Below are 24,510 nucleotides of genomic sequence, written 5' to 3' on the forward strand. Positions count from 1 at the left end.
AAAAGGCGATTTGTGCTTCCCCTGCCTTGATTGCTCAGGACACCGCCTTGGCGGCCTCCTATCGGCAGGCATTGACGGATCGCAACGGCGACCCGACACGGCTGAACGATCTACGCCAGCAACAGCGACGCTGGTTGGCCGGCCGCAATAAATCCTGTGTAGACACCGATCCGGTTCGGCTGTCTGCATGCCTGACAACAAGCTATCAGACGCGTCTTGCGGCATTTGAGGCAGCGGGCGCTTCTCCGAGCCAGAAGCCTCCCGAATCTGGAGAGGCCGTCGAGGCTGCGCCATCAACCGCGCCGGAGACACCGTCGGGGGCCACACAAGATGCACCAGCACCGTCGGCTGCAGCTGTGTCGCAACCCGCGCCCATAAAAGCCCTGCCGCGGCTGGTGTCGCAGCCGCATCTGGCATTGGATCAACTGCCTGCCGATCGAGATGGCAGCACCTTGCTGACCGTCGAAACGCCCGGCCATATCACCATCCGCACGCAGAGCAACGCGGGTGTAGCATTGCAGCTCGTCGATATGATCGCAGGCCCGGGTGACCGCATGGGCGCAGCCGGCGTCAGCGACGGCCGGATCGATGCGCTGCTCGACAAAGGCACCTACAAGATCCGTGTATTCGGAGCCAAGGGCGCCGCCGGAGACGTCAAGCTTACCGCACAAGCCTATCAGGAGCTTGAACAGCCCGACGCCGCTTTGACCTCCGCCACCCCCATCCATGCCGATCTCAGCGATCTGCAGCAGAGATCCTATTGGATCGACATTCCCGCTTCCGGGCGCGTCGATATCGAGGCGGTTGGACGCTCGCTTCAGGATTTGCGCGTGTGGCGAAACGGCAGCGATATTGCCGCTCTCTCGCCGAAAATGGCGATCTTCGAACTGAAGCCGGGCCTCCCCATGACCCGAGCCACGCTGACGGGAACGGTCGAGCCCGGCCGCTACCTCGTGACGGCCTATGGCGGCCAGAAGCTTGTCTGGACCAACTCGGAGGCCGCAGAGCCATTCCATATTCGCACCGGCACGCAGATCTCGCTGGCCGGCGGAATTGCCGAAAATGTCATCGGACCTTTCGGCTCGATACGTTTTGAGGCGCCGGCAGATCTCGATACCTTCCGTCTGGAGCTGCCGCAATCGGCGCCGGCGGTGCTCCGGGCCGGGCGAATTTCCGATGTGGCGACGGCTTTTCAGAGCGCAGCGATCGACAAGGCTAGCCGTGAACCGACAGCCACGCTTTCGCTTTCGACAGACAGCCAGCCGAGCATTGTCGAAGTCTCGGGTTATGAAGGCCAGCCTTTCCAGCTCCGGGGGCTTCGGTTCGGCACCGAGACCCAATTCAAAGGCTCGGTGGCCAATCTCATCAGTCTCGACGTTGCCGGCGAAGGCGGCGATGAAATTCCGGCCACGGCCTTGCTGGTGCGCCAGGATCGCACTGGCAAAGCAACTATCGTCGCTTCCGACTTGCCTCATCTGGGCCCTGGCCAGGCGTGGCGGCGGCGCTTCAACTTGCGCGGGCCGACATCGCTGCTGTTCGAGATGACGCAAGCAGGCCAGATCGCGATCCGCACCTCAGGCGTTGCCCTGCATGCCGACATCAGCCCGGTTCAGATTGGCAATGCCCCGCGCGCCGATGGCCGCAATGCCGATCGTTTCGATCTGGACGCCGGCTATTATCTGCTGCGCCTGCTGCCCGACAATAATGCCGTCGGCATCGTCGACCTCTCCTTCGGTACGCCGGGCCTTGTCCCGCCGGTCCAACCCGCCGCTCCGGCACGCACCACTATTTCCTTTGGCATCCGCGAAGCCGAAAAGGCCACGCGCTACCAGATCATCACCAATGCCGCGCCCGGCTTGCTGACGGGACCTCGTGCGGTGGCGTTGCCTGCCGATCTGCAGGTGCGGCCACTGGCGCTTTGGCAGCCCGCCGATGCCTCGGCGCAGCCGCAACCCCTGCCGGATCAGCCGATGTCCAATATGCCGGCGCCCGTGCCGCGGGCCAAAGGCGCCGCGAATGACGACGCGAACGCCCTGTCGCGGCCGGCGTCAGCGGCGGATCTGCAGATCGACGTCCATGTGCCTCCAGGCGGGACCATCGCCGGAGTCGACATGCACAACACATCAGTCGCCTTTGCGACCAGCAACCAGCGCGCCGACGCAAAAGGCCGGACATTGACCCTGCGCTTCCCCGCTCCTGCCGCTGCCCGGTCGATTGTCGTCAGCTGGCAGCCCGATGCTGCTGCAACGCAGGAAATCGCACCACCTACCCCCGCATCGCCGTTGATTGCCGGCCAACGCCAGTTTCTCGAACTTGGCGAAAACGCGCAGAAATCCTACCGGCTCGAGGTTGCGGAAGGCGGGCTTTACCGCATCGAGACCCTTGGCCGGTTGCAGACGTCGCTGAGTCTCGGCACGTCCTTCCTGCCGGGACTCGGGGAAGCGTCGGACAATGGCGATGGCCATAATGCGCTGCTGCAAACCTATTTGCGCGCGGGGACCTATCAGATCGACGTCTCCGCCCAGAATTCCTCCGGCCATCTTGGCGTCGCCGTTACGCCGGCCTCGCTGTTGACCGCAGCAAGCCTAGTCGCCGATGGCACCAGCCGAGGGGCCCTCTCAGGCGGGCGCGGCGCCATCGTGCCGATCGAAATAACAACTGTAGGAACGTATCAGCTCGATCTCTATTCTCTTGGCGAAGACCTTACCGCGCGCCTCGAGGATGCGGAGGGATGGCCGCTCACCGCGCCAGGGCCGCTTTCCACGCTCAGTCAGGATTTTACGCCGGGGCACTACCGCCTGGTGATCCTGCCGCGCGACGTCGATACGCGGTTTGTCGCACGGTTAAGACCAGTGATCGATCCACCGCAGTGGCAGGGCCACGGACCACACCCATTGGCCGTCAATCAGGCCCAGGCATTTCAGTGGCGCGAGCCTCAGAGCAAAAATGACGCGCGCGTTGCCGATAGCTGGACTTTCGATCTCTTGGCCGATGCGGATGTCAGCATCGATCTCACCGAAGGCATGGTCGGTAGCCTGTTTCGCGACGACAACGACCAGATCGCCCGATTTGTCGCCGCGCCCCAATTTACCGGCACATTGAAAGCCGGGCACTATCGGATCGATCTCATGAGCCTCGCCCATGATGACCGGCTGGATTATCAGATTACCCTGAACATTCAGGACCTGCAGCCCGGCGAGGCACGCTTCGTCAACCTTCCGGCCAAGCTTTCCTTCAATGTCGAGACGGACCGGGTCGTCAGCCTCGGCACGTTCGGCCGCAGCGAAATCAAGGGCGTGTTGAAGGACGAGCATGGTACCGTCGTCGAACGCCTGACGGGGCGCAGCGATGATTGGAACATCGCCCTCTCCACCCGTCTGCCGGCTGGATCCTACACGGTGGTGCTTGATCCGGCGGCAGCGTCAGGTACGGCCAGCAGCCAATCGGATGATGGTTCCGACGATCAAGACGCCGACTCCGGTGACGGTGAGCAGGAGACAGGCGACGACCAGGCCGATGTCGGGGATATCGAGGTTCAGTTTGCCCTGCCGCAAGAGCAGCCGCAGCCAGCCCTCACCGCGAGCGGCACCGCCGAGGTCGACGGTGCTTCCGTCTCTATTTTCCCCCTACCGGCCAACACGAGGGATCAACTTGCGCTGGTGGCGGCGCGGTCCACCAGTGACCTCGTTCTCTCGGTCGAAAAACGGGACGCCGACGGCAGCTGGAAGGCGCAAGCCTTTGCCCGTGGCCGCACGCCGCTGATCGCCTGGCCTGTGTCCGAGGGGGATGCACAATGGCGCGCATCTGTCTGGACCCTTGATGGCGGAACAGCACCCATCAAAATCGCCGCGCGTGGCATCGCCCGCGATATGCGCGAGCCCGGCGACATCGCGTTGGAGCCAATGGCCATCGATGGCCTTGATCTCTCCTTAAACGTTGCTCTCGCGCACGCACCATCGGCCGGCCTCGTCGACGTCGGCGCTGCTGCGGACCTGCTTGTCGGCGCAAGTGCGGACCGTCCGCTCACGGCCGCCGGGCCGGGACTTTTTGCTCCGCAAACGGATCGTTTATGGCTGGTCTCCCGCACGACCGACCATGTGCAGGTGAGCCCGGCGCAGCCCGAGGAAGAGATCGCACTGACGCTTGCGCCAAGAGATCGGGCGGTTATTCCAGTCGCACCTCCTTTGCCGGGCAAAGTAAGATTGTGGCGCGCGGATTCGGCTTTTGGACAACCGGGCCTGACGGCCGGACGCGGCATGGGCATCAGCCTCAACAGTGCGGTCGCCGTGGCCGATAATCAGGATCTGCATATCTGGAACGCCGCAAGCGACGACAGTCTGCAGCTGCGTCTCAAGCCGATCGATGCGGCCGAACTCGAGGCGGTGCAGCTGAATGGCTCGTTGACGGCGACCATTCCAGCCTTGAGCGCGCGGCCGGTGAAGCTCGCACCGGGCGTGAAACGGCTCACTCTCGATCTGGCGCCGGGGATAGCCGTCGTCTCCGCTCCTTCAGCCTCGCAGTTGTTGAACGTCTGGTCCGGCGCGGCTCCGCTGTCGCGTAGCATCGCGACGTCGGCCGAAGAGCTCTGGCTCGTCAACCTGACGGGTGATGCCGGCTCGGCGCGCGTCAGCCTGTCGCCGGGACAAACGGTTACGCTTAGCAATGATCAGATCAAGCGCCGGTTCTTCGGCACGGTCGGATCGGAAGAAATCGCGGTTGATGCCATGAAAGGAGATGTCCTGAACGTCTCCGGCGGCGCGGCGACCTTTATCGGCCCCGACGGTCGGGTCTTGCGTGGTGACAGACTTCCCGTGTCAGGACCTGGGCAACTGATTGTCGATCACGGTGCCGGGCTGGTGGCGCTGTGGCTGGAACGTGACGGCAAGTCGCCATGGCCGAAGCCCGAACCAAAATCGATGACCCTGCCGCAGAGCGTGACGCTCGAGGGTGAAGCAATGGCGTTCCGCCTCGACCCGGCCGAACCGATGGTGCTTAACGTCAGCACCGACGCCCCCGTCATCGTCGGCCTGGAGCAAGAGGGGCACCGCGACCTGCAGCTGTTTCCGACGGGCGCGGAATTTCACGGCTATCTGGCCGCGGGCGAGGCTGTCCTGACGCTCTATTCCACGCATGAGGGCCCCTTGTCGGGCCGTGTGGATATGACGGCAACACCGGTCGTCCCGGTGAATGACGGCATCGGCGCCCCGGTCGTGCTCGCACCGGGCGCGACCGCCTTGTTCGGCTTCGAGGTTAGGAACAGCAACAATATCGGTGTCGGCCTGCGTTCCGATCCGGACCTTGTCATCGGCCGGCTGCTGGATGCCAAAGGCCAAGTGCTCGGCGACGGCGTCAATCAGCTGAAGCAGCTTGCCGCAGGCTCTTACCTCCTGGAAGCGCGCGCACCGGCGGACGCACCGACGCTCATTGTCAGGCCATCGGTAGTTGGATTGTCACCACCGCCCGCAGGTCCGCCACCCGAAATTGTCAGCGATTATTTGCAGCGTGCCGGTTTGAAGCCCACGGGATCGAAGTGAAACCAATGAAAAAGATCGTATTTCTCATTGCCCTCGCTCTTGCCTCTTCAACGCTGCTTTCAAGCGGTCACGCGCAGCAAGGTGCTGCCTCGCCGACACTGGATGTTCTGCAACGCGCAGACGGTGTCAAAATCGTGCCGGAGAGGTTCTTGCGCGCCTATGATCCGGTCACGATCTTCTTCCCCACCGATACCGGCCCCGCAGCCGGCGGCCCGGAGGATTCGCCCGAGCGTTTTGTGACCATGGAACCGGCGGCTGCCGGCGCCTGGCAGTGGCTCGGTCCGCGCGCCCTGCAATTCCGCCCGGCCGACAAGTGGCAGCCGCTGTCGCGCGTCAAGGTAACGATGCTAGCTCATGACACGGAGGCTGGTGGCGAGACGGAACTGATACCGCTGCTGCCAGTACCGGTATCCACGGCTCCGGCCGCAACCGATGATCCCGTCAGCGAGCTTGACCAGATCACATTGACCTTTGCCGAGCCCGTCGATGTCGCGGCGCTCAGCCGACTTCTGTCGATCGAACTGCGTCCGGCGCCCGGCATTGGCGACGAAGGCGGTTTGATGCTGGGGGCGCAGGATTTCGATATCCAGCCGCTTGAACGCAACAGCCGCAGCGACCAGCAATCCTATGTGGTGAAGCTGCATGCCAGCGTGCCCGATGGCCGCGTCGCCATTCTGCGGTTGAAGCTTGCCGACACGCCAGACTTCAGCGACCAGACCTTCGAGTTGCGTGTGCGCACCGCAGTGCCCTTCACCATGACCAGTTCCGATTGCGGACGAGGCTTCGACGCCGCCACAAGCGATGACATCATGCGCTGCACGTCCAATGCCACCGTCAGCGATGACAGCGCCGCAGCCGATGATGACGGCAACTCGCTCGACAATGCCGAGGCAGCGCCGACCGCTCGATCGGGTCGTGGCCTGATCTTCCGGTTTTCGAGCAATCCGGTGGCCGGGAAACAGTTTTCGGTCCGGGACGCCTTGCGCATTTCTCCACCGGTCGACGATCTGACGGCGGAAGCCAGCGACGGCCGCCTTTATATCAATGGCCGCTTCCTCACCGACAAGGTCTATACACTGGATGTCGCCGCCGGCGCCTTGACGGATGACCGCGGCAGACCGCTGGCGGCCGGTTTCGGCCAAAAATTTGCCTTTGCGCCGGAACAGTCCTCGCTGGTCTGGGATGCGTCGCAGGGCGTGGTCGAGCGCTTTGGTCCGCAACTCGTGCCGCTGCGCGGACGCGGCTATGACAGGGCCGATGTGCGCATCCACGCGATCGATCCGCTGTCCCGCGATTTTTGGCCTTTCCCGCAATCCGGCCTCGATACGGATGACGACGAAGCACCACCCTTGCCCGGCAAGGAGCCGCAGAAATGGGCCGACAGCGATGAGATTTCAGCCGACGCGATCCAGGCGCGCGTCAAGGCGCTCGGATCGCCGGCTATATCCGAGTTCGTGGACCTGCCGATTCGCAAGGGCGGCGTCGACAGCAAATTCGGCCTGGATCTGAAATCCTTTTTTGCCCGGATCGCCGGGCCTGACCAGCCCGGCACCTATCTCGTCGGCCTGCGCGCGGTGGACAATCAAACCCGACATTGGCTTCGTGTGCAGGTCACCGACCTGACCTTGAGCGCGGTGGAGGAGCAGGACCGGGTGCGCTTTGCCGTCACCTCGCTTGCCAACGGCAATCCGATCAGCGGGGCGCAAATCCGCCTCGATGGTTTGCGCGACGGCAAATTCGTCACGCTGGCGACAGGGACGACAGACGAACAGGGTTTCTTTTCCTGGGAGCTGCAGCAGCGCGCCGAGGCGAAGATCCGGCGCGTCATCGTGACGAAGGGGCTGGATACACTGGTCGTCGACCCCGATCATGCGCCTTCCCAATATGCTGCGGACAACTGGACCAAGCCGTCGGCCGCCTGGCTGGACTGGACGACCAATCCCGCGGAAAGCCGCACCGAACAGAGCCGCACCCTTTGCCACGTTTTCACCGAGCGGCCGATCTACCGTCCGGAGGAGCCCGTCCATATCAAAGGCTACGTCCGCAGCTATCTCGGCGGCCACTTGACGCTGCCGACGCAGGGCGGCCAGATCGTGATTATTGGCCCCGACAAACAGGAGTGGCGCGTACCGGTACAGCTGGACGCGTTCGGTGGCTTTTACCACAAATTCGACGCCGAGACGCCGGCAACCGGTGATTACGAAGTTCATTTCGAGCCCGGCGACACGGCGAAGGCTACGGACCAGACTCAACCGGCGCAGACATCCGGTGACGACGGAAATGCCGACGGCCAGGCGAGTGATAACGCGACCGATGATGCCCAGGCAGACGATAGCCAGGCCGACACTGCTGAGAGCGCCGATAGCGACAGCAGCGCCGCGAGCCCGGCCGACAACACGGTTCAATGCGGCAGCATCTCCTTCAAGAAAGAGGCCTATCGCCTGCCGACTTTCGAAGTCGTGCTCAACAATCCGCAAACCGTACCGCTCGATTCCTCCTTCAACGTTGATCTGATCGCCCGCTATTTCGCCGGTGGCCTGCTGGCGGATCGCCCGATCCGCTGGCGCGCCGTACAGTATCCCTACAATTGGACGCCACCTGGCCACGAGGGCTTCCTTTTTTCGACGGATTCCCGTTACTCCGGCGGCGATGAATTCAAATCCTCGCCGGCGCTCGAACGAGACGGCAGCACAGACGCCGGCGGTGCCTCGCGCATCAGCTTCGACACGACGATCGAGCCGACGGCACAACCCCGCCGCTATATGATCGAGGCGACCGTTACCGGCGACGATGATCTGCAGGTGCGCAGCATCACCAACGTCTTTGCCGTCCCGCCTTTCGTGCTTGGCCTGAAGGTGCCGCGTTATGTGCCAAATCCCGGCGCCATCGAGCCTGAGATCCTGGCGGTCGACGGCAATGGCGACCCGGTGGCCGGGCTGGAGATGACCGCACGCCTGATCCATCGCAACTGGACGTCGAGCCTGCAGGCGAGCGATTTCAGCCAGGGTTCGGCAAAATACGTCACGCAGGTCATGGACGACACCGTGCTGGAGCGCAAGATTACCAGCACCGGGGATATCCAGACCCTGGCGCTCGAGGCAAAGGACGCAGGCGTCTATGTCATTCAACTCGAGGCCAGCGACCGCATCGGCCGCCGGCAGCAGGTGAGCGTCGACTTCTTCGTCGGCGGCACCACGCCGGTTACCTGGGCACAGGCGCCCGCGCGCACCGCGGTGGTGACCACAGACAAGGACAGTTACATTCCCGGCGAAACCGCCAACCTGCTGATCCAGTCGCCCTTCCAGACGGCCCGCGCGCTCGCCGTCGTCGAAGAGCCGGAGGGGAAGTTCCGCTATGATTGGGTCGATATCGCCGATGGATACGGCCACTATGCCGTGCCCGTCCGCAAGGAATATACGCCGCAAATTCCCGTGCACTTCCTCATCCTGCGCGGCCGGCTGGAGACCAGTATCCCGTCGCCGAACGCACCCTTCGACCAGGGCAAGCCTGTAACGATCGCCGCGACGAAGACGGTGACGGTAAAGCCGGTGAAGAACACCGCAAATGTTACCTTGGATTATCCGAAGAAGGCCCGTCCCGGTGACGAAGTGGAGGTCACGCTGCATCTGGCCGACGATACCGGCCAGCCGATCGCGGGCGACGCGACTTTCTGGATGATCGACCAGGCCGTGCTGTCGCTCGCACCGGAACAGCCGCTGGATCCGCTGCCGAATTTTATCGTCAAGCGCCAGTCCACCATGGCGCTGCGCGATACCCGCAACATGGCCTTCGGCATCATTCCTCTGGACGAAGTGCCGGGTGGCGACGAGCGGGAGGAATGGGGCACCGACAACAATATTTCCGTCCGCAAGAATTTCACGCCGGTCCCGATCTATCTTCCCGACGTGAAGATCGGCCCGGATGGTCTCGCCAAGATCAAAGTGAAACTGCCGGACTCGCTGACCGTCTTCAAGCTGCGGGCCAAGGCCGTCAGCGGTCCCGACCGCTTCGGCTACGGCACCGGCGAAATGCTGATCCGGCAGGAAATTGTCGCTCAACCCGCCCTGCCCCGCTTCCTGCGCTATGGCGACCAATTCGAGGCAGGCATCATTGCCCGCGTCGTCGAGGGCGGTGGCGGCGCCGGCGCTGCTTCCATTGCTTCCGACGGACTGACGCTTGAGGGCAGCAAGGATCTCTCCTTCACCTGGGAACAGAACAAGCCGGCTCACATCGGCGTTCTGGCTGAGGTGCCCGAGCCAACACCTGGCAAGGAGGACGTGCAACTGCGTTTCGGGGTCGAGCGTGTCGCCGACCATGCCAGCGACGCCGTGGAAATCACGCTGCCTTTGAAGTCCGACCGCATCCCGAGCAAGCATTATGAGATCGTCGAAATCCCGGCGGGCGGCTCGAAAACGCTGCCGGCACCCCAGCAAGATGTGCGCACCGGATCGTTTCAGCGTGCGATGACGCTAACCGCCGATCCAGCACTGGTGAAGCTGGTCGCCGGGCTCAACACTTTGGTGGAATCTCCCTATGGCTCCACCGAACAACGCATATCGCTCGCCTCCTCCGGCCTCGCATTCAAAAGTTTCGCACCGATCCTGGCAGCGGCAAACCTTGAAAAACGCATCGATGGCGATGTGCACAACACGGTGCTGGCAATCGGCCAGGCGGTCGACGCCGATGGCCTTGTCGGCTTCTGGCCGTACAGCAAGGGCAATGTCTCGCTGACAGCCTGGGCCTATTCTTTCCTGGTCGCGGCCGACAAGGTGGGCGTGCCCACCGACAAGGCTTTGTCGGATCGCCTCGCGAGTGTGCTGAAACTTTCGCTGCGTTCGGATTATCCGCATCTGCTCAGCGGCGACGAAATTCGCGAGCGGGTCGAGGCTCTGACGGCTCTGGCCGAAGGCGGCAAACTCGACCCGGCCTATACAGCCGAACTTGCCCGCTCGGCCGCCTTGATGCCGAATGTCAGCGTTGCCAGAATGACGGCGGCAGCAGCTGGTGCGGCCGATGCCGACCCACGCCTCGTCGGCGGTCTCGCCGACACGATGTGGTCACGCGTCCGCGTCCTCTCCCGCAATGGCCAGCTGGTTTATGACGGCCAGGCAGAGGATGGGGGCAGTCCGATCATCCTGCCTTCGGAAACCCGTAGCCTCGCCGAAATGGTGCGCGCCGCGGCTTTGACCTCGGAAACGGATCCGCGCTATCCGGCTTTGAAAAATGCCTTGCTGCAACTCGGCGAAGGCGACGGCTGGGGCTCGACCAATGCCACTTCGGCTGCGATCCGCGCACTTGCCGCCGCCTGGCAAAGGCCGACGACGCCTTTGCCGCTGACGCTGGCGCAGAACGGCAATGTTCAAAACCTGACGCTCGACGCAAATGCTCCCGTGCTGCGACAGGTCACCCTGGATCCGGGCGCCGTCACCATCCAGAATGCCGGCACGACGACCGCCCTGGCGCTGGTGGAAACCTCCTACCTGTCTGCCGCAGCCGGCTATACTGCACAGGCCGAGAGCCGGGGATTTGCCCTTACCCGCACGCTTTACCGCGTCCCCACGGGCAACGCACCGCTGGAGAAGCTGGTCCCCGATGCTACGGGCGCGATCCAGCTCAAGGTCGGCGACGTGCTGGAGGAAAGGATCGAGCTGGTCGTCTCGGAAGATCGCACCCATGTCGCTCTTACCCTGCCGCTAGCAGCAGGGCTTGATCCGCTCAACCCCAACATCGCCACCGCCCCGCCTGAGGCGACACCGGCAGTCGCGCCGACCCTGCCGACCGATTGGGTCTCCTATGGCGACGATCAGGTATTTTGTGCTTCCGACCGGCTGCCGAAGGGCAACTATACCTTTGCCTACCGGACGCGCGCCTTGATCCCCGGTTCCTACACGCAGCCCCAGGCCTTTGCCGAAACCATGTACCAAAAGGGCGTGCAGGGAATGAGTGCCGCCGTGCAAATCGTGGTGGCGAAGTGAGCCTTCACAATCGGAACAGATATCAGACGAGGAGCCAGCCAGCCGGGCGATGACACTCTTGAGAAGCCGCCGATCAACGCTGGTCCGTCTCTCCTCGCTGGTTCTCGCAGCCGGCGTCCTGGTCTATGGCTATCTCATCAATCAGCGCGCGCAGCTGATCGCGCCTGCGCCGACGCCGATACTTTATGATCGCGGCGGCACGTTCCTCGCTCAGATCGGCCATGCCGACGGCGCAAGTGGGCGCATCGATTATGGCTATTGGCCGCTGGAGCAATTGCCCGACCGCGTCGTCAAGGCAACGCTTGCCCTCGAAGACGGGCGGTTCTACGACCATATCGGCATCGATCCCTATGCCGTCGGCCGCGCAGCCTGGCAAAATCTCGATGCCGTCGGCCGCCGCTCGGGCGCCTCGACCATTGCAATGCAAGTGGCGCGGATGCAGCAGCCGGAATCACGCACGCTCATCCACAAGGCTCTTGAGGCTGGCACCGGCGTCCTGCTGACCCTGCGCTACGGCCGCGACGCGATGCTGGGGCAATATTTGCGGCTGGCGCCGTACGGCAACGGCAGCCACGGCATCGCCCATGCGGCGCGGCTCTATTTCGACAAGCCGGTCGAAGACTTGTCCTGGGCCGAAATCGCGCTGCTGTCAGCCATCCCGCAGTCGCCGACGCGGCTGAACCCGCTGCGGCCGCAGGGCTTGCGCCGGGCCATTCACCGCGGCCATCAAATGCTGGGCGCGCTGGCGAAACAGAAGATCATCAGGGCTGACGAGGCAGAGATCGCCCATCGCCAGCTCGATCGGATGCGGATGCCCGACATGCCCCGCCGCCCGGATGCCCTGCACCTGATATTGCGCTATCACGACCTCATCGAGAACGGCCAGATTACGCCTGCCTCCGCCGGCACGCCGCTTATCCATACGACGATCGACCTCACCCTGCAGGCCGACACTACCGCTCTTGCGCGACAATATCTCGATCACTGGCGTTCTGCGGGCGCGCAGCAAGTCGGCGCCATGGTGGTGTCGCGCCAAACAGGCGAGGTTCTCGCCCAGGTGGGTTCGAGCAACTATTACGACAAACATGCCGGCGCCTTCGACTACACCCGGACACAGCGCTCTCCGGGTTCGACCCTCAAACCTTTCGTCTATGCGCTGGCCTTCGAGCGCGGCTTGCTGAAGCCAACCGACATGTTGCTCGATCTGCCGGAAGGCGCATCGGGCATCGGCGATGCGGACCGCGAGTTCCTCGGTCCCATGCTGCCGCGCCAGGCACTGGCCAATTCGCGCAATGTGCCCGCCACCAATCTGCTGCGCAGCATCGGTCTTGAGACGACGTTTCGGTTTTTGCGCGATCTCGGTCTGCACGACCTGGAAACCCCAGCCGATTATTTCGGCCTGTCGATGGCAATCGGCTCGCTGCCGACCCGCCTGGACAGGCTGATGCGGGCCTATGGGGCACTCGCCAACGATGGCCAGATGCAGGATTTGCGCTGGGCGCGCGAGCAGCCACAGCCGCAATCCGTCAGGGTCATTTCGCTCGATACCGCCCGGTTGATTACCTCCTTCCTGTCCGATCCGCAGGCCCGGCTGCCGAGCTTCCACCGTTATGGCACGCTGGAATATCCATTCCCCGTCGCCATCAAGACCGGCACCTCCCAAGGCTATCGGGATGCCTGGGCGATCGCCTATTCGGAGAAGGTCATCGTCGGCGTTTGGATCGGGCGGGGCGATGACGGCACGATGAGCCGGATGACCGGCGCCGGCAGTGCCGCTCGCCTCGTCCACGCGATCCTCGACAGAGTGCACGGCAATAAGCCGGGAGACATCGCCGATGTGCGCTTTCCGACGCCGCCGGACCGCAAGCCGATGCAGGTCTGCGTCGTCAATGGAAAGACGAATGACAACAGCTGCAGCCAGACGCTGGTGGAATGGCTAAAGCCCGACGAGATGCCGAAGGTCGCTGCACGATCGCCTGGCGCAGACGCCAACCTCAAACCTCCGCCGATCAGTGCAACAGCCGAGAGGAGCCAAAATTATTCACTCGCCAACGCCGATGGCTCCAGCCCGCAGATCCGCCTCGCTATCTCGACACCGGCCCGCAACAGTCAGATCTGGCGCAATCCGGAACAGCCGGCGGCATTCGACCGGCTGCCTTTGAAGGCCGATGTCCAACCGCATGTGCCGCAGATCGTCTGGTATGTCGACGGCCAGCCCTTCGCCGTCACCGACCCCGACAAGCCTGTCTTCTGGCCCATCCAGAGCGGGGAACACCGCTTCCAAATCCGCCTGCCCTACCGCGACGAAACCTCGGCAGTCGTCCCGGTGTATGTGCAATGAGGACGTCGCAGTGCCGCAATCGTACCGCGGCCGGCATATGGAACTGGAAATCCTTTGAACGAAGGGGGTCAGCAACGGCCGCAGAACCGCATAGAACAGGATGATTTTAGGCCCGGTCGGCCTACAATCTGAACCCTGTCCTACATTATAGGGTTAGAGCATGATGTCATGAGAAAACCGCTCACACTTTTCGGCATCATGCTCTAGCCATCGTTCCTCATCGCGGCGCGGAGCACATCGTTGATGCGGTCCTGCCAGCCCGGGCCATCCTCCTGAAAATAAACGAGCACGTCGCTGTCGAGTTTCAGAGTGACCTGTTCCTTGACGTTCGGCAGCGCCGGCCGCTCGACGGGCGGTGCGGCGGCCACCTTTTTGGCGGGCTTGAACAAGGCTTCCGCGGCATCAAGCGCATTGACGGGGCGGCGTGGAGTTTTGGTCACGGTTCTCTCCAATGGTTCGCGCATTTCCGCGGTCACGGTCTTATCATGGGATTGATCGTCCGCCTGGACGCTTCTGGGGTCGTTTGACCTGCTCCCGTCACGGCAACGAGACCCCCGTTTTGCAAATCGACCGCTCCTTCAGCAGTGCGTCGTATCGATCACGAATCTCATTTAACGAATAGAGGAAACGAAATCCAGACGACTTGGTTAGACCTTGGAAAGCGGCGCCTGGTTCCAGAGCCGCACCATGTGTAGCCGAGGAGCATGTTATGAAGCCGCGCTTTCTCTCACCGTAGACCCGCGCAAGGTGGATGGCACTCTTGCCCTTCATGTATCCCACAACCTGACTGATATTACTGGGTCAACCATCGCGATGGATCGTCATTCGATAGAGGATGGTTTCTGGCAAAGTTTGAGTTGACCGTTTTCGATGGCGAGGCGACACTTGCAATCGACAGCAAGGCAGGAGGAAAAATGATGGACGAGCCAGAGCGCTGGCGCGACATGGCAAGCGCACCGAAGGACGGCAGCCGGATTCTCGTCACCATCCGTCAGTCCGAACAGGGGCCGGCAGAAGTTGACCTCGCATATTGGTCGAATGGCGATCATTTCGGTTCAGAAGGCTGGCGCGCCTCCGATTCCTCGCCTGGCCGCATCATCGAATATGCCGCGCCGGAACTGAAGTGCTGGATGCCGATGCCCTCTGCCAATCTCAATCGCACCTCGATGCCCGCACCCTGGGAAGGCGAGGACGCTCAGCAGCTCGACGGGTCAGGAATTTAAGAACTCGCGCCAAGAGCGTTGTTCACAAGGCCATAGTTCGGCGTCGACCGTCGCAACAAATATCAGCGGCCCTTCGGCGGTTGGGAGACAACCTGCATCTGGAGTTCGCCTGTTTAAAAAAATCTTGAAGTGCTGCTGCGCGCAACCCCTACAGGTTCTTCCTCCGGATTGTCTTGTTGCCGCGCGGTCCAGTTTCCTGCGGCGTGTTCTTTACATTCTCGTCGAATAGGGCCCGCCATCGGGACAATCGATCACGAGACAAAGTTCCGGCCTCCACTGCCGACAGCACTGCGCAACCAGGTTCGTGCTGGTGGCTACAGTCCCGGAACCGACAATTTGGCGCCAGCTCGGTTATCTCTGAATATAATGCGTCGATTCCATCGGCAGCGTCGCTCACCTGGAGGGTACGCATTCCAGGCGTATCGATGACCCATCCGCCCCCTGGAATTGCGTGGATTGAGCGTGCTGTTGTCGTATGGTTGCCCTTGGCATCATGCTCTCGAATGCCGCCGGTCTTTTGAGACTGGTCACCGCGTAGTCCTGCCAAAGCATTGACTAACGTCGATTTACCGACCCCGGAAGAGCCGACGAGCGCGATCGTCTGCCCGGGCTGACACCACGGTGCGAGAGCGGCCGCGGCATCTACGGAGCGCGCGTCCAGTACCACCACCGGCAGATCGCGCTGCAGCGCCGCTGCGTCGCGCCGATAGATGTGTACGTCGTCGGTCGTATCCGCTTTTGTAAGGACGATTACGGGCGTGGTTCCTGCCTGATTGGCGAGTGCGATGTAGCGTTCCAATCTTGCCACGTTGAAGTCCAAATTGCAGGACGTGACGATCAACAATGTATCGACATTGCAAGCAGCGAGCTGGTAGGTCGCTCGGCCTTCGATCCGGCGCTGCAGCAACGTTCTGCGCTCCAGACGCCGAACCAACGCATGATCGCGCGGCTCGACCAGCACCCAGTCGCCCACGGCGAACTCGCCGGTGTTGATTTGATGCGATATCTTCAGCTTCGCTAGACCCTTTAGCGAGACAATGCTCAGACGGCTACGGTGAACCTCGGCAATGCGCCGTGGGACGAGATCGCTCTCTGCCAATATTACCTGATCCGAAAAGAATTCAGACCATCCCTGCGATTTCAGGAATGCCAATTCGCTTTCAAGGTTCGAAGACCAAGCCGTGGGTGTTGTGTCGCGTTCGATGTGCTAACTCCGTTCTGTGGAAACCGACGGTTTCGGTTAGTAGGGCAAGTACCACATTTTTCCGGCATTGTGCTGATCATGCGTGCACGAACGATGCGGGCGGCAGCCTGTCCGCTCCCCTATCAGGACTTTCGAAACGCGCTGAGGTGTCAGGTTGGGTGATCAGGCGAGGCAAGCTGGAGCTTGTTACGCGAAGCGGATCGCTGTTTTCGCGCGCGCCTTTGCGGCAACTTCCTCTCGATCGCGAGGGGGTTGAGATGTCTCAAGCGAACTCAACAGCTCGTGGGCGCACTTCGCGATTGCAATGACCGCCTGCTCGAACGCCGCCTCATTGCGTTTCGACGGCTTCGTGGCTCCGCTCAACTTGCGCACGAACTGAAGCGCGGCGTCATGAACTTCTTCGTCCGTAGCCGGCGGATCGAAATTGAATAGGGGTTTGATATTTCGGCACATCGCTTGCTCCCGATCGTCTCCGCTCTTCCACCGAGAAGAGGTTTGCCTCATATAAGTAGTCGCGTAGGCATGATTTACAAACGGACCGCCAGTTGAACGTTCCGAAAAGACGTTGATGCTGAACCAGTGCTCCCGATCAATCAGGCCGGCATCAATCGCTTTTCAGTCTTGGCGTCGAACAGATGCAGCTTGCTGAGATCGGGGGCAAGACCGAGCTTGTCACCCGCACAGAGTGCAAGGCGCTCCCTCACCGTCACAACGAGGTTCTCGGCACCGTGTTTGGCGGTGATCTCGGCTCCGGTCGGCTCGATGAGGGCGACTTCGGCCGTCACAAGACCTTGTCCGATCGTCGGGTGCTCAGGCCGGATACCATAGATGATTGCGGCGCCGCGCTCCACCTGAAGCCAAAGAATGGGCCCTACGGAGCAAGCCCTTTGCCCCGCCGGGCACTGCGCGAGACATCAGCCAGCTCGAATTCCAGACGAGTTAGTCGGCCGCCAGTGAGACCGGTCTCGCATCGTGTGCATCCCTAGTCGGGGTTTGTTTTCGGGGACGGTTTCAACGGGCGCTGTATTTCGCGTCGAGATCATCCATGGCCTTGACGTTACCGGCGGAGCGGCCGTTCTCGTCGAAGGTCTGGGCAAGAAACGCGTCAGCGATCGACTTTGCAAGCTCCGTTCCGATGACGCGGGCTCCCATGGTGATGATCTGCGCATTGTTGGAAAGCGCGGCACGCTCGGCTGAATAGGTGTCGTGCGTCAGGGCGGCGCGGATGCCCGGAACCTTGTTGGCCGAGATGCACACACCGATGCCGGTGCCGCAAACGAGGATCGCCTTGTCGTAGGTGCCGTCGATGACGCCTGAGGCAACGCGATCCGAGAGGTTGGCGTAGAAAGGATCGGCACCGGCGCTGGTGCGCGAGACTTCGTACACGTCGAAACGGTCCTTCAGATGGTCGGCCAGAACCTTGGCGAGGCCTTCGCCGGCGCTGTCTCCTGCAATGGCAAGCTTCATTGTCTTTCTCCTCAGAGTTTGGCGGCGCATCTGGCCAGGATGTCGAGGTAGCCTTCGACATTCCAAGCCGAACGGCCGATGAAGAGCCCGTCGATATGCGGGCTCGAAATCAGTTCTTCGCAGTTCTGCGGGTTGACCGATCCGCCGTAGAGGCAGGGGATCTTCCGGCCCAGCACAGTTTCGGCAACGGCGATGATTTCAGACTGGCGGGCATCCGCATAATCCGCAGTCGCCGGGATGCCTTTCTCGCCGATCGCCCAGACGGGCTCGTAGGCGAGCAGGATTTCGGCGCTTTTCTGGGCGCCCGAAAGTTTCGATAGCGCGCCGCGCACCTGGGTTGCGAGGATGTCGGCAGCCTTTCCGCTTTCGCGGTCGGAAAGCGTCTCGCCAATGCAGATCAATGGAATGAGACCGTGGCGAACCGCCGCTTCGGTCTTCAGACCCACAGTCTCGTCGGTCTCTCCAAAATGTTCGCGACGTTCGGAATGACCGAGCTCGACGAGATCGAGATTGCAGTCCTTCAGCATCACCGGCGAGACTTCGCCGGTCCAGGCACCCTGGTCGGCCCAATGCATGTTCTGGGCGCCGACCTTCACCGAGGTCTTGGCAAGCATCGCCTTGACCTCGCGCACGGCTGTGAAGGGTGGAATCACGAAGCGCTGGATACGCGGGTCGCGCGCGGCATCGGCAGCTTCGAGACCGCGGGCGAAATGCTCGGCTTCAGCAAGCGTCTTGTTCATCTTCCAGCTGGTGCCAATCCAGAAGCGCGGCTTTTCGGTCATGTCGGATCCTGCGTTGATGCAATGGTGAGCGTAATGCCCGCCTGCTCGAATTCCTCCAGGACAGCGGCATCCGGTGCGCTGTCGGTGATAATCGCGTCGAAGTCGGCCAGATCCGCCATGACATGCAGCGCGGTGTGGCCGATGCGCTGATGGTTGACCAGAAGGCAGGTCCTGGTCGACGACGCGATCATCGCCCGTTTGGCGCGCACGACGTTATCGTCCATGTGATAGGCGCGCCCGCCGCTGACGGCGGGCGTCGAAATGAAGGCGATGTCGGCCCTCAGCCGCGACAGTGCCTCCTCGGTGACAACGCCGAGATAGGCGTTGAACTTGGCCGAGTAGATGCCGCCGAGCGCGATCAGCGCGATGCCGGTTTCGCCTTTCAGCCGCTCCATGATCGCCGCGTTGTTGGTGATCAAGGTCAGCGGCCGCTTCTGCAGCAGCATTTCCCCGAGCACGGCCGCCATCGAGCCGTCATTTACCATCACCGTCATCCCCGGCTCGACCAGTTCCAGCGCGGTCTCAGCCATAGCCAGCTTGGCCTCGCTGCCTTGGCGCTCGCGAATGCGGAAGTCGCTTTCGAACTGAGTTCCGGCGTCAATGGTCGCGCCGCCGCGAACCTTGCGCAGGACGCCGGCCTGCTCGAGATCGTCGAGATCGCGATGGATCGTCATCTTTGACACGGTGAAGCGATCGGCAAGGTCGTCGAGATCGACGGTCTTGTTTTCGACGAGCAGGTTGACGATCAACTGCTGCCGCTCTTCCCGCCTCATCCCGATCTCCACCCTCGTTTGATGTTAAGATAACGGAGTATGCGTGATAATCAACATTTATTATGTTATTTTGCGATCAAATATTGTTGTGTTTCCATGGCTACTTCAGCAGCGCCTGCGCGGTTCGTTCGTCGGTGATCAGCCCGAAAAGGCGGCGGCTATTCAGAATTGCCCGGATGGCAGCCACTTTCGATTGTCCGCCCGCCAGCGCCACAAGCCGCTCTTTCTTGGTTTTGGGAAAAGACGCAGACAGCGTGCGCGCCGTCAGCGCGGTGTCGAGGATATGACCGTCGGCGTCGAAAAAATGTCCGAGGATTTCGCCGACGCCGCCCGCGGCAGCGATGTCGTCGATTTCACCGGGTTCGACCATGCCAGACAAAACCAGCTGCGCCTCGGCATCGACAGTGCCCAGGCCGACCAGCTTCAGATCGGCATTGTTGGCAAGATCGAAGACCTCCTTGACGGCACGCTGCGCCTTCAGCACTTCGCGGTCCTCGCCGGTATTGGCGAAAAAGGGAACCGGCATGACATAGGCATGGGTGCCGGTCTTTTCGGCGATGCGATGCATCACGTCATAGGGGTTGGCGCCGTAGTTTCGTGTCAGTCCGCCAAGCAATGAGACGAAGCGCAGGTTCTTCGCGCTTACCCTCGGCATATATTGGACGGCGGCGGAAAGCGTGCGGCCATGACCGAGGCCGATGACCGTATTGTCGCCGCGCTCGATCTCGCGCTTGAGATAGCCGGCGCCGGCATGGCCAAGTGCGCGCAGCGGCAAGCCTTCCTCGCCGAGATCGGGTGCGACCTCGCAATATTGAAGTCCGAACCGCTCCGAAAGCCGCATCTCCAGCTCGACGCATTCGACGATATCCCCGTCGATGGTGACTTTGACGACACCATCGGCAACCGCTCTGGCGATCAGGCGATGGGCCTTTACCGATGGCACGCCGAGGCGGCGAGCAACGTCGGACTGCGTCAGGCCACCGGCATAGTGAAGCCAGGCAGCACGCACGGCAAGCGTATCATCGGCGTCTGTCATCACGGCTCCTTTTCGAAGGTCATGCGGCGATTCCGCCGTATCGCAGTGCTGCCTTTTAAAGACCTCCGCCTCAGATGTTCAAGTCGGCGACGCCGGTGTCGATATGCGGCGCCCAGAAGGCGACGCTTTCGGCAATCTGCGGGATGACCTGGCGATCGTTCGGCTCGCGTTCCTTGAAGGAGAGTTCCAGGCAGATTTCATTGTCTTTTGCCCCACCTTCGGCCAGCGCCTGAAGCAGAGGTGCCGGCTGGATGCGGCCCTTGGCGTTGAATTCGGCGGTAAAGGGCCGGTGCCCGCCCTTGTCCATCAGGCTCTGTTTGATGTGGATGATCGGCGATACCGGCGGGACGGCGCGTGCCCAGGCATAGGGGTCGTAGTCGTCGGGATCGGTGGAGGTGATGTCGCCATGATCGATATCCGCCATCATCCACATCGGGATGGCCATTCCGGCGGCTGTCAGCCGCTCCTGCAGCGACAGACAGGCGGCGATCGTCTCGCCGAACTCGCGGCCGATGCTCATCGGCTCCCAGAACATGTAGGAGAGGCCTGCGGCGCGCGCATGCTCGGCGACATCGGCCCAACAATCGATGGCGATCTTGATCAGTTCCTCGCGCCTGGCCGGATCGTCGAAGTCCTTATAGGTGAAGATCGCAAATTGCGTGCCGACCGAGTGGCCGCCGAGATCGGCGGTGATGTCGGCAAAGGTCTTGAACCACTCGACGTAGTAGCGGCGCACATCGGCATCCGGATGTCCGAAATGGTTGAGGCGCCCATAGGGGCCCGTCATGCCCGAGGTGACCCGTACGCCGGTGCGCTGCAGGGCAGCGCTCATCGTGCGCGTCAGGCGGCGGATGACGGGCGCCTGCCAGCTCGGATTGATGAATTCGTGGGTCAGTTGGAGGTCGCGGATGCGCAAATCATGCGCCACCGTGTCGATGAGGTCGTCTGGGTCGGCGAAGCGGTTGACCAGCGGATTGGTATTGAGCGAAAGGGTCAGCGGCATGGCGGCATCCTTCAGGCGGCGGCAAGGCGGGTTGAAGCAAACCACTCGCCAAAGGCCGCGCGCTCCGCTTCGTTCAGATGGAGGTAGTGTTTGGTGCGGCGATAGAGAATGTCCTCGGCCGTTTCGGCCCATTCCGTGGCGACGAGATAGCGGGCCTCGGCCTCGTAGAGCTGTCCGCCGAAATGCCGCCCGAGCCCTTCCATGCCTGGCGCGCCGGCAACCACGTTCCTGGCGCGGGCGCCATAGAGACGGCCGTAGTGATGCACGAGCTTGCGGGGCATCCAGGGATAGATATCGCGCAGGCTGTTGGCGAAGCTCTCGTAGTCGGCATTCGGAATTTCGCCGCCCGGCAGCGGCGCTTTCTCAGTCCAGTCGCCTCCCATGTTCGGGAAGATGTGCTTCAGACGCTGCATGCCGCGTTCGGCGAGCTCGCGGAATGTGGTGATCTTGCCGCCGAAGACGTTGAGCAGCGGAGCGCCGCCTGTCTCGTCGAGATCGAAGACGTAGTCGCGGGTAACGGCCGACGGGTTGCCCTTGCCATCGTCAAACAGCGGGCGCACGCCGGAGAAGCTGTGCAGCACATCCTGCCGACGCAGCTTTTCCTTGAAATAGCGATTGACCGCCTTGAGCAGATACTCGATCTCCGTCTCCTCGGCGGCGACATCCTCGGCCCGGCCTTCGTAAGCGATATCGGTCGTCCCGATCAGCGCCTTGTCGCCCTCGTAGGGATTGATGAAAATGACGCGTTTGTCGTGGTTCTGCACCAGATAGGCATTGGCGCCCGCCCAGAACTTGGGCACGATGATGTGGCTGCCCTTGACGAGGCGGACATTGCGGCCGGAGTTCGAACCGGCGACGCGATTGATGATGTCCATCACCCAGGGGCCGGCGCAGTTCACCAGACATTTGGCACGAAAGGTTCGCGTCTCCCCCGTGGCGTTGCTTTTCGTGACCACGGTCCAACCGCCATTCTCGCGACGGGCCGACACGGCCGGCGAGCGGGTCAGCACCAGAGCGCCGTTTTCCGCTGCGCTCACCGCATTCAAGGTCACGAGGCGGGCGTCGTCGACCCAGCAATCGGAATATTCAAAGCCGCGTGTGTATTGATCGAGGATCGGCGTGCCTTCCGGGTCGCGGAGCAGATTGAGCGTGCGGGTCCCGGGCAGCTTCTTGCGGCCGCCAAGATGATCGTAGAGGAAGAGCCCGAGCCGCACGAGCCATGCGGGGCGATCCTCAGGGCTGTGCGGCAGGACGAAGCGCATCGGCCAGATGATATGCGGCGCGGCGTTGAGCAGCACTTCACGCTCGATCAGCGCCTCACGCACTAGGCGGAATTCGTAATATTCGAGGTAACGCAGACCTCCATGCACCAGCTTGCCCGAGCGCGACGACGTTCCCTGTGCCAGATCGTCCTTTTCGCACAGCACGACCTTCAGGCCGCGGCCGGCAGCATCGCGTGCTATCCCCGCACCGTTGATGCCTCCGCCGATGACGAAGAGATCCAGGAGTTCGGGTTCGGTCATGTCATGCTCCTTCGATGCCTGCTGCATCAGAATTACGCGCCCAGCGGCGACGTCGTTGCGGCTTCGGCAAGCTTGTCCCAGGCGGGCGTCATTGCCTGGCGCACATCGGTATAGGCAGAAAAGAGCCTGTCGAATCGGGCAGCCTCGCTGGCATCCGGCGTTTCCGGATCGCCGAGCAGCGGCGTCACCCAGTCGGCAATGCAATCGTCCATGCTGGAATAGACGCCGACGGCCACCGCAGCCATCATCGCCACGCCGGCCGCCCCCGTCTCCTCGCGGCGCGACTGGCGGATCGGTGCGTTGACGGCGGCCGAAAGCGAACGGCGAAGGGCGACGGAGCGTGTTGCCCCGCCCGTGACCCGCAGCTCTCCGGGCATCGGGCCCATCGCCGCGTAGCAGTCGCGGGTAGCAAGCCCCAACCCCTCCACCACGCTGCGCAGCAGGTCGGGGAAGCCGTGACGCATCGAAAGCCCGGTGAAGCCCGCGCGCGCATTGGCGTTGACGAAAGGCCCACGTTCGCCCGCTTCGGAAATGTAGGGATGATAAAGCACCGACCCCGGTCGGCTTTCTGCAAACCAGCCGTCGATGCGCGCAATGAGTTCTGCATGCGAAGCAGGCTTGCCTGCCTCGGCCATGAGATAGGCGGCGACATCGAGGATCCAGTCGATGTTGATCGTGGCGCCCATATTGGTCTGGACCTGGGTGACGATGCCGGGAATGGGCAGGGCGATCACATAGCCGGTACCCTCACGATTGAGCTGAACGTCGGCAACGGACTTGGCGCGCAAGTGCACGCCGGTCGAGCCGATCGTCGAACAGGCGGCGTTGCGAGCGCCGCTGCGCACGCCTGCACCAAGCGCCGTCATCACCATGTCGACATAGCCGAGGCAAACCGGCGTTCCGGCAAGCAGCCCGCAGGCCTTCGCCGCCTCTGATGTCAGCGCGTGGCTGATCTCGCTGCCGTCGATGATTTCGGGCAAAAGCCCGCGTCTGTGCTCAAGGCCGAGCGCGTCGATCACGACGGCATCATACTGGCGCGTTCTGAAATTGCCGAAGGTGAAACCTGCCTCCGATGGATCGGTTGCCCGCACGCCTGTGAGGTTGAGATAGAGCCAGTCCTTGCAGTGCAGCGCCGCCTCCGCCCGATCGAGAAGGTCCGGCGTGAAGCGGTCCATATGGGCGAGTTGCGCACCCTGCTGGCACGTGTTGAGGCCGGTGCCCGTTGCCTCGAAGCGGGCACGGTTCTGCGTTCCGCCGGCGAGCGATGTGACTGTCGGCGCGGCGCGCGCGTCGAGCCACAGCCAGGCATCGGCAACCGGCCTATTGCCGCGGCCGACGAGCCAGGTGCCGTCGCCCTGTCCGGTGACGGCGATGGCTGCGGTGCGGGATGCAAGATCAGTGACCTTTTCTCCGAGGCCACGCAACGCGCTGGCGCAATCGAGCCAGGTCTGGTCCAGCGACTGCGTTGCCGAGCCATCGTCTCCGGTGGCATATCGGTTGCGAACGGAGGCCGTGGCGATCTGGCGGCCGGACAGATCGAAGGCGACAGCCTTGATGACCGAGGTGCCGGCATCTATCCCAATGATGATCTTCCCGGTCGATGTCATTGCAGGCCTATCTCGCCATCCTAGCAAGTGTCACGGCGAGTA

General features: G+C 62.4%; 15 protein-coding genes and 1 pseudogene. 4 read left to right on the forward strand and 12 right to left on the reverse strand.

Annotation, left to right across the window (positions count from 1 at the left end):
- Positions 1-356: 356 nt before the first annotated feature.
- Genes RCCGE510_RS32975 through RCCGE510_RS31030 form a run of 3 tightly spaced genes read left to right on the forward strand, consistent with a single transcriptional unit; the run spans position 357 to position 13,850 of the window.
- Positions 357-5,534 carry a hypothetical protein gene (locus tag RCCGE510_RS32975; RefSeq protein WP_240539729.1) on the forward strand — a complete coding sequence of 1,726 codons (5,178 nt, stop codon included), beginning with the start codon at positions 357-359 and terminating at the stop codon, positions 5,532-5,534.
- 5 nt (positions 5,535-5,539) lie between these two features.
- The gene (locus tag RCCGE510_RS31025) at positions 5,540-11,509 is read left to right on the forward strand and encodes an MG2 domain-containing protein (RefSeq protein ID WP_007637067.1); all 5,970 of its coding nucleotides are present in this window, start codon (positions 5,540-5,542) and stop codon (positions 11,507-11,509) included.
- Positions 11,510-11,558: 49 nt separating this feature from the next.
- Positions 11,559-13,850, forward strand: a complete 2,292-nt coding sequence (locus RCCGE510_RS31030) for a transglycosylase domain-containing protein (RefSeq protein ID WP_037080550.1) — start codon at positions 11,559-11,561, stop codon at positions 13,848-13,850.
- 203 nt (positions 13,851-14,053) lie between these two features.
- On the opposite strand, the gene RCCGE510_RS31035 is transcribed toward RCCGE510_RS31030, so the two are convergent.
- Both RCCGE510_RS31035 and RCCGE510_RS34315 read right to left on the reverse strand, forming a co-directional pair.
- Positions 14,054-14,290 (reverse strand): BrnA antitoxin family protein, encoded by a 237-nt coding sequence (locus RCCGE510_RS31035; protein ID WP_007637069.1) that lies wholly within the window; start codon positions 14,288-14,290, stop codon positions 14,054-14,056.
- 268 nt (positions 14,291-14,558) lie between these two features.
- Positions 14,559-14,642, reverse strand: a pseudogene (locus RCCGE510_RS34315) (IS200/IS605 family transposase); the annotation flags it as partial.
- 125 nt (positions 14,643-14,767) lie between these two features.
- On the opposite strand from RCCGE510_RS34315, the gene RCCGE510_RS31040 reads away from it, so the two are divergent.
- On the forward strand, positions 14,768-15,073 hold the full coding sequence (locus RCCGE510_RS31040) for a hypothetical protein (protein ID WP_007637070.1): 306 nt from the start codon (positions 14,768-14,770) through the stop codon (positions 15,071-15,073).
- A gap of 148 nt (positions 15,074-15,221) precedes the next feature.
- On the opposite strand, the gene rsgA is transcribed toward RCCGE510_RS31040, so the two are convergent.
- The 10 genes from rsgA to RCCGE510_RS31090 form a co-directional block, all read right to left on the reverse strand.
- The gene (gene rsgA, locus RCCGE510_RS31045) at positions 15,222-16,226 is read right to left on the reverse strand and encodes a ribosome small subunit-dependent GTPase A (RefSeq protein WP_007637072.1); all 1,005 of its coding nucleotides are present in this window, start codon (positions 16,224-16,226) and stop codon (positions 15,222-15,224) included.
- Positions 16,227-16,463: 237 nt separating this feature from the next.
- Complete coding sequence (locus RCCGE510_RS31050) at positions 16,464-16,730, reverse strand: DUF2277 domain-containing protein (protein ID WP_007637073.1); 267 nt, start codon at positions 16,728-16,730, stop codon at positions 16,464-16,466.
- A gap of 140 nt (positions 16,731-16,870) precedes the next feature.
- The gene (locus RCCGE510_RS31055) at positions 16,871-17,062 is read right to left on the reverse strand and encodes a hypothetical protein (RefSeq protein WP_007637075.1); all 192 of its coding nucleotides are present in this window, start codon (positions 17,060-17,062) and stop codon (positions 16,871-16,873) included.
- Positions 17,063-17,288: 226 nt separating this feature from the next.
- On the reverse strand, positions 17,289-17,744 hold the full coding sequence (locus tag RCCGE510_RS31060; protein WP_003562478.1) for an RpiB/LacA/LacB family sugar-phosphate isomerase: 456 nt from the start codon (positions 17,742-17,744) through the stop codon (positions 17,289-17,291).
- 11 nt (positions 17,745-17,755) lie between these two features.
- Complete coding sequence (locus RCCGE510_RS31065; RefSeq protein WP_007637077.1) at positions 17,756-18,526, reverse strand: triose-phosphate isomerase; 771 nt, start codon at positions 18,524-18,526, stop codon at positions 17,756-17,758.
- On the reverse strand, positions 18,523-19,299 hold the full coding sequence (locus tag RCCGE510_RS31070) for a DeoR/GlpR family DNA-binding transcription regulator (protein ID WP_007637078.1): 777 nt from the start codon (positions 19,297-19,299) through the stop codon (positions 18,523-18,525). The genes RCCGE510_RS31065 and RCCGE510_RS31070 overlap by 4 nt, the downstream gene beginning before the upstream one ends.
- Positions 19,300-19,399: 100 nt before the next feature.
- Positions 19,400-20,335, reverse strand: coding sequence for a sugar-binding transcriptional regulator (locus RCCGE510_RS31075; RefSeq protein ID WP_007637081.1), 936 nt, complete (start codon positions 20,333-20,335; stop codon positions 19,400-19,402).
- A 70-nt stretch (positions 20,336-20,405) separates the two neighbouring features.
- A complete protein-coding gene (locus RCCGE510_RS31080) occupies positions 20,406-21,338 on the reverse strand; it encodes a TIM barrel protein (RefSeq protein WP_007637082.1) in 933 nt (310 codons plus the stop codon).
- An 11-nt stretch (positions 21,339-21,349) separates the two neighbouring features.
- The gene (locus RCCGE510_RS31085) at positions 21,350-22,861 is read right to left on the reverse strand and encodes a glycerol-3-phosphate dehydrogenase (protein ID WP_007637084.1); all 1,512 of its coding nucleotides are present in this window, start codon (positions 22,859-22,861) and stop codon (positions 21,350-21,352) included.
- Between the two features lie 32 nt (positions 22,862-22,893).
- On the reverse strand, positions 22,894-24,468 hold the full coding sequence (locus tag RCCGE510_RS31090; protein ID WP_007637086.1) for an FGGY-family carbohydrate kinase: 1,575 nt from the start codon (positions 24,466-24,468) through the stop codon (positions 22,894-22,896).
- Positions 24,469-24,510 lie beyond the last annotated feature (42 nt).

It is taken from the genome of Rhizobium sp. CCGE 510 (assembly GCF_000292525.1).
Taxonomy (GTDB): Bacteria; Pseudomonadota; Alphaproteobacteria; order Rhizobiales; family Rhizobiaceae; genus Rhizobium.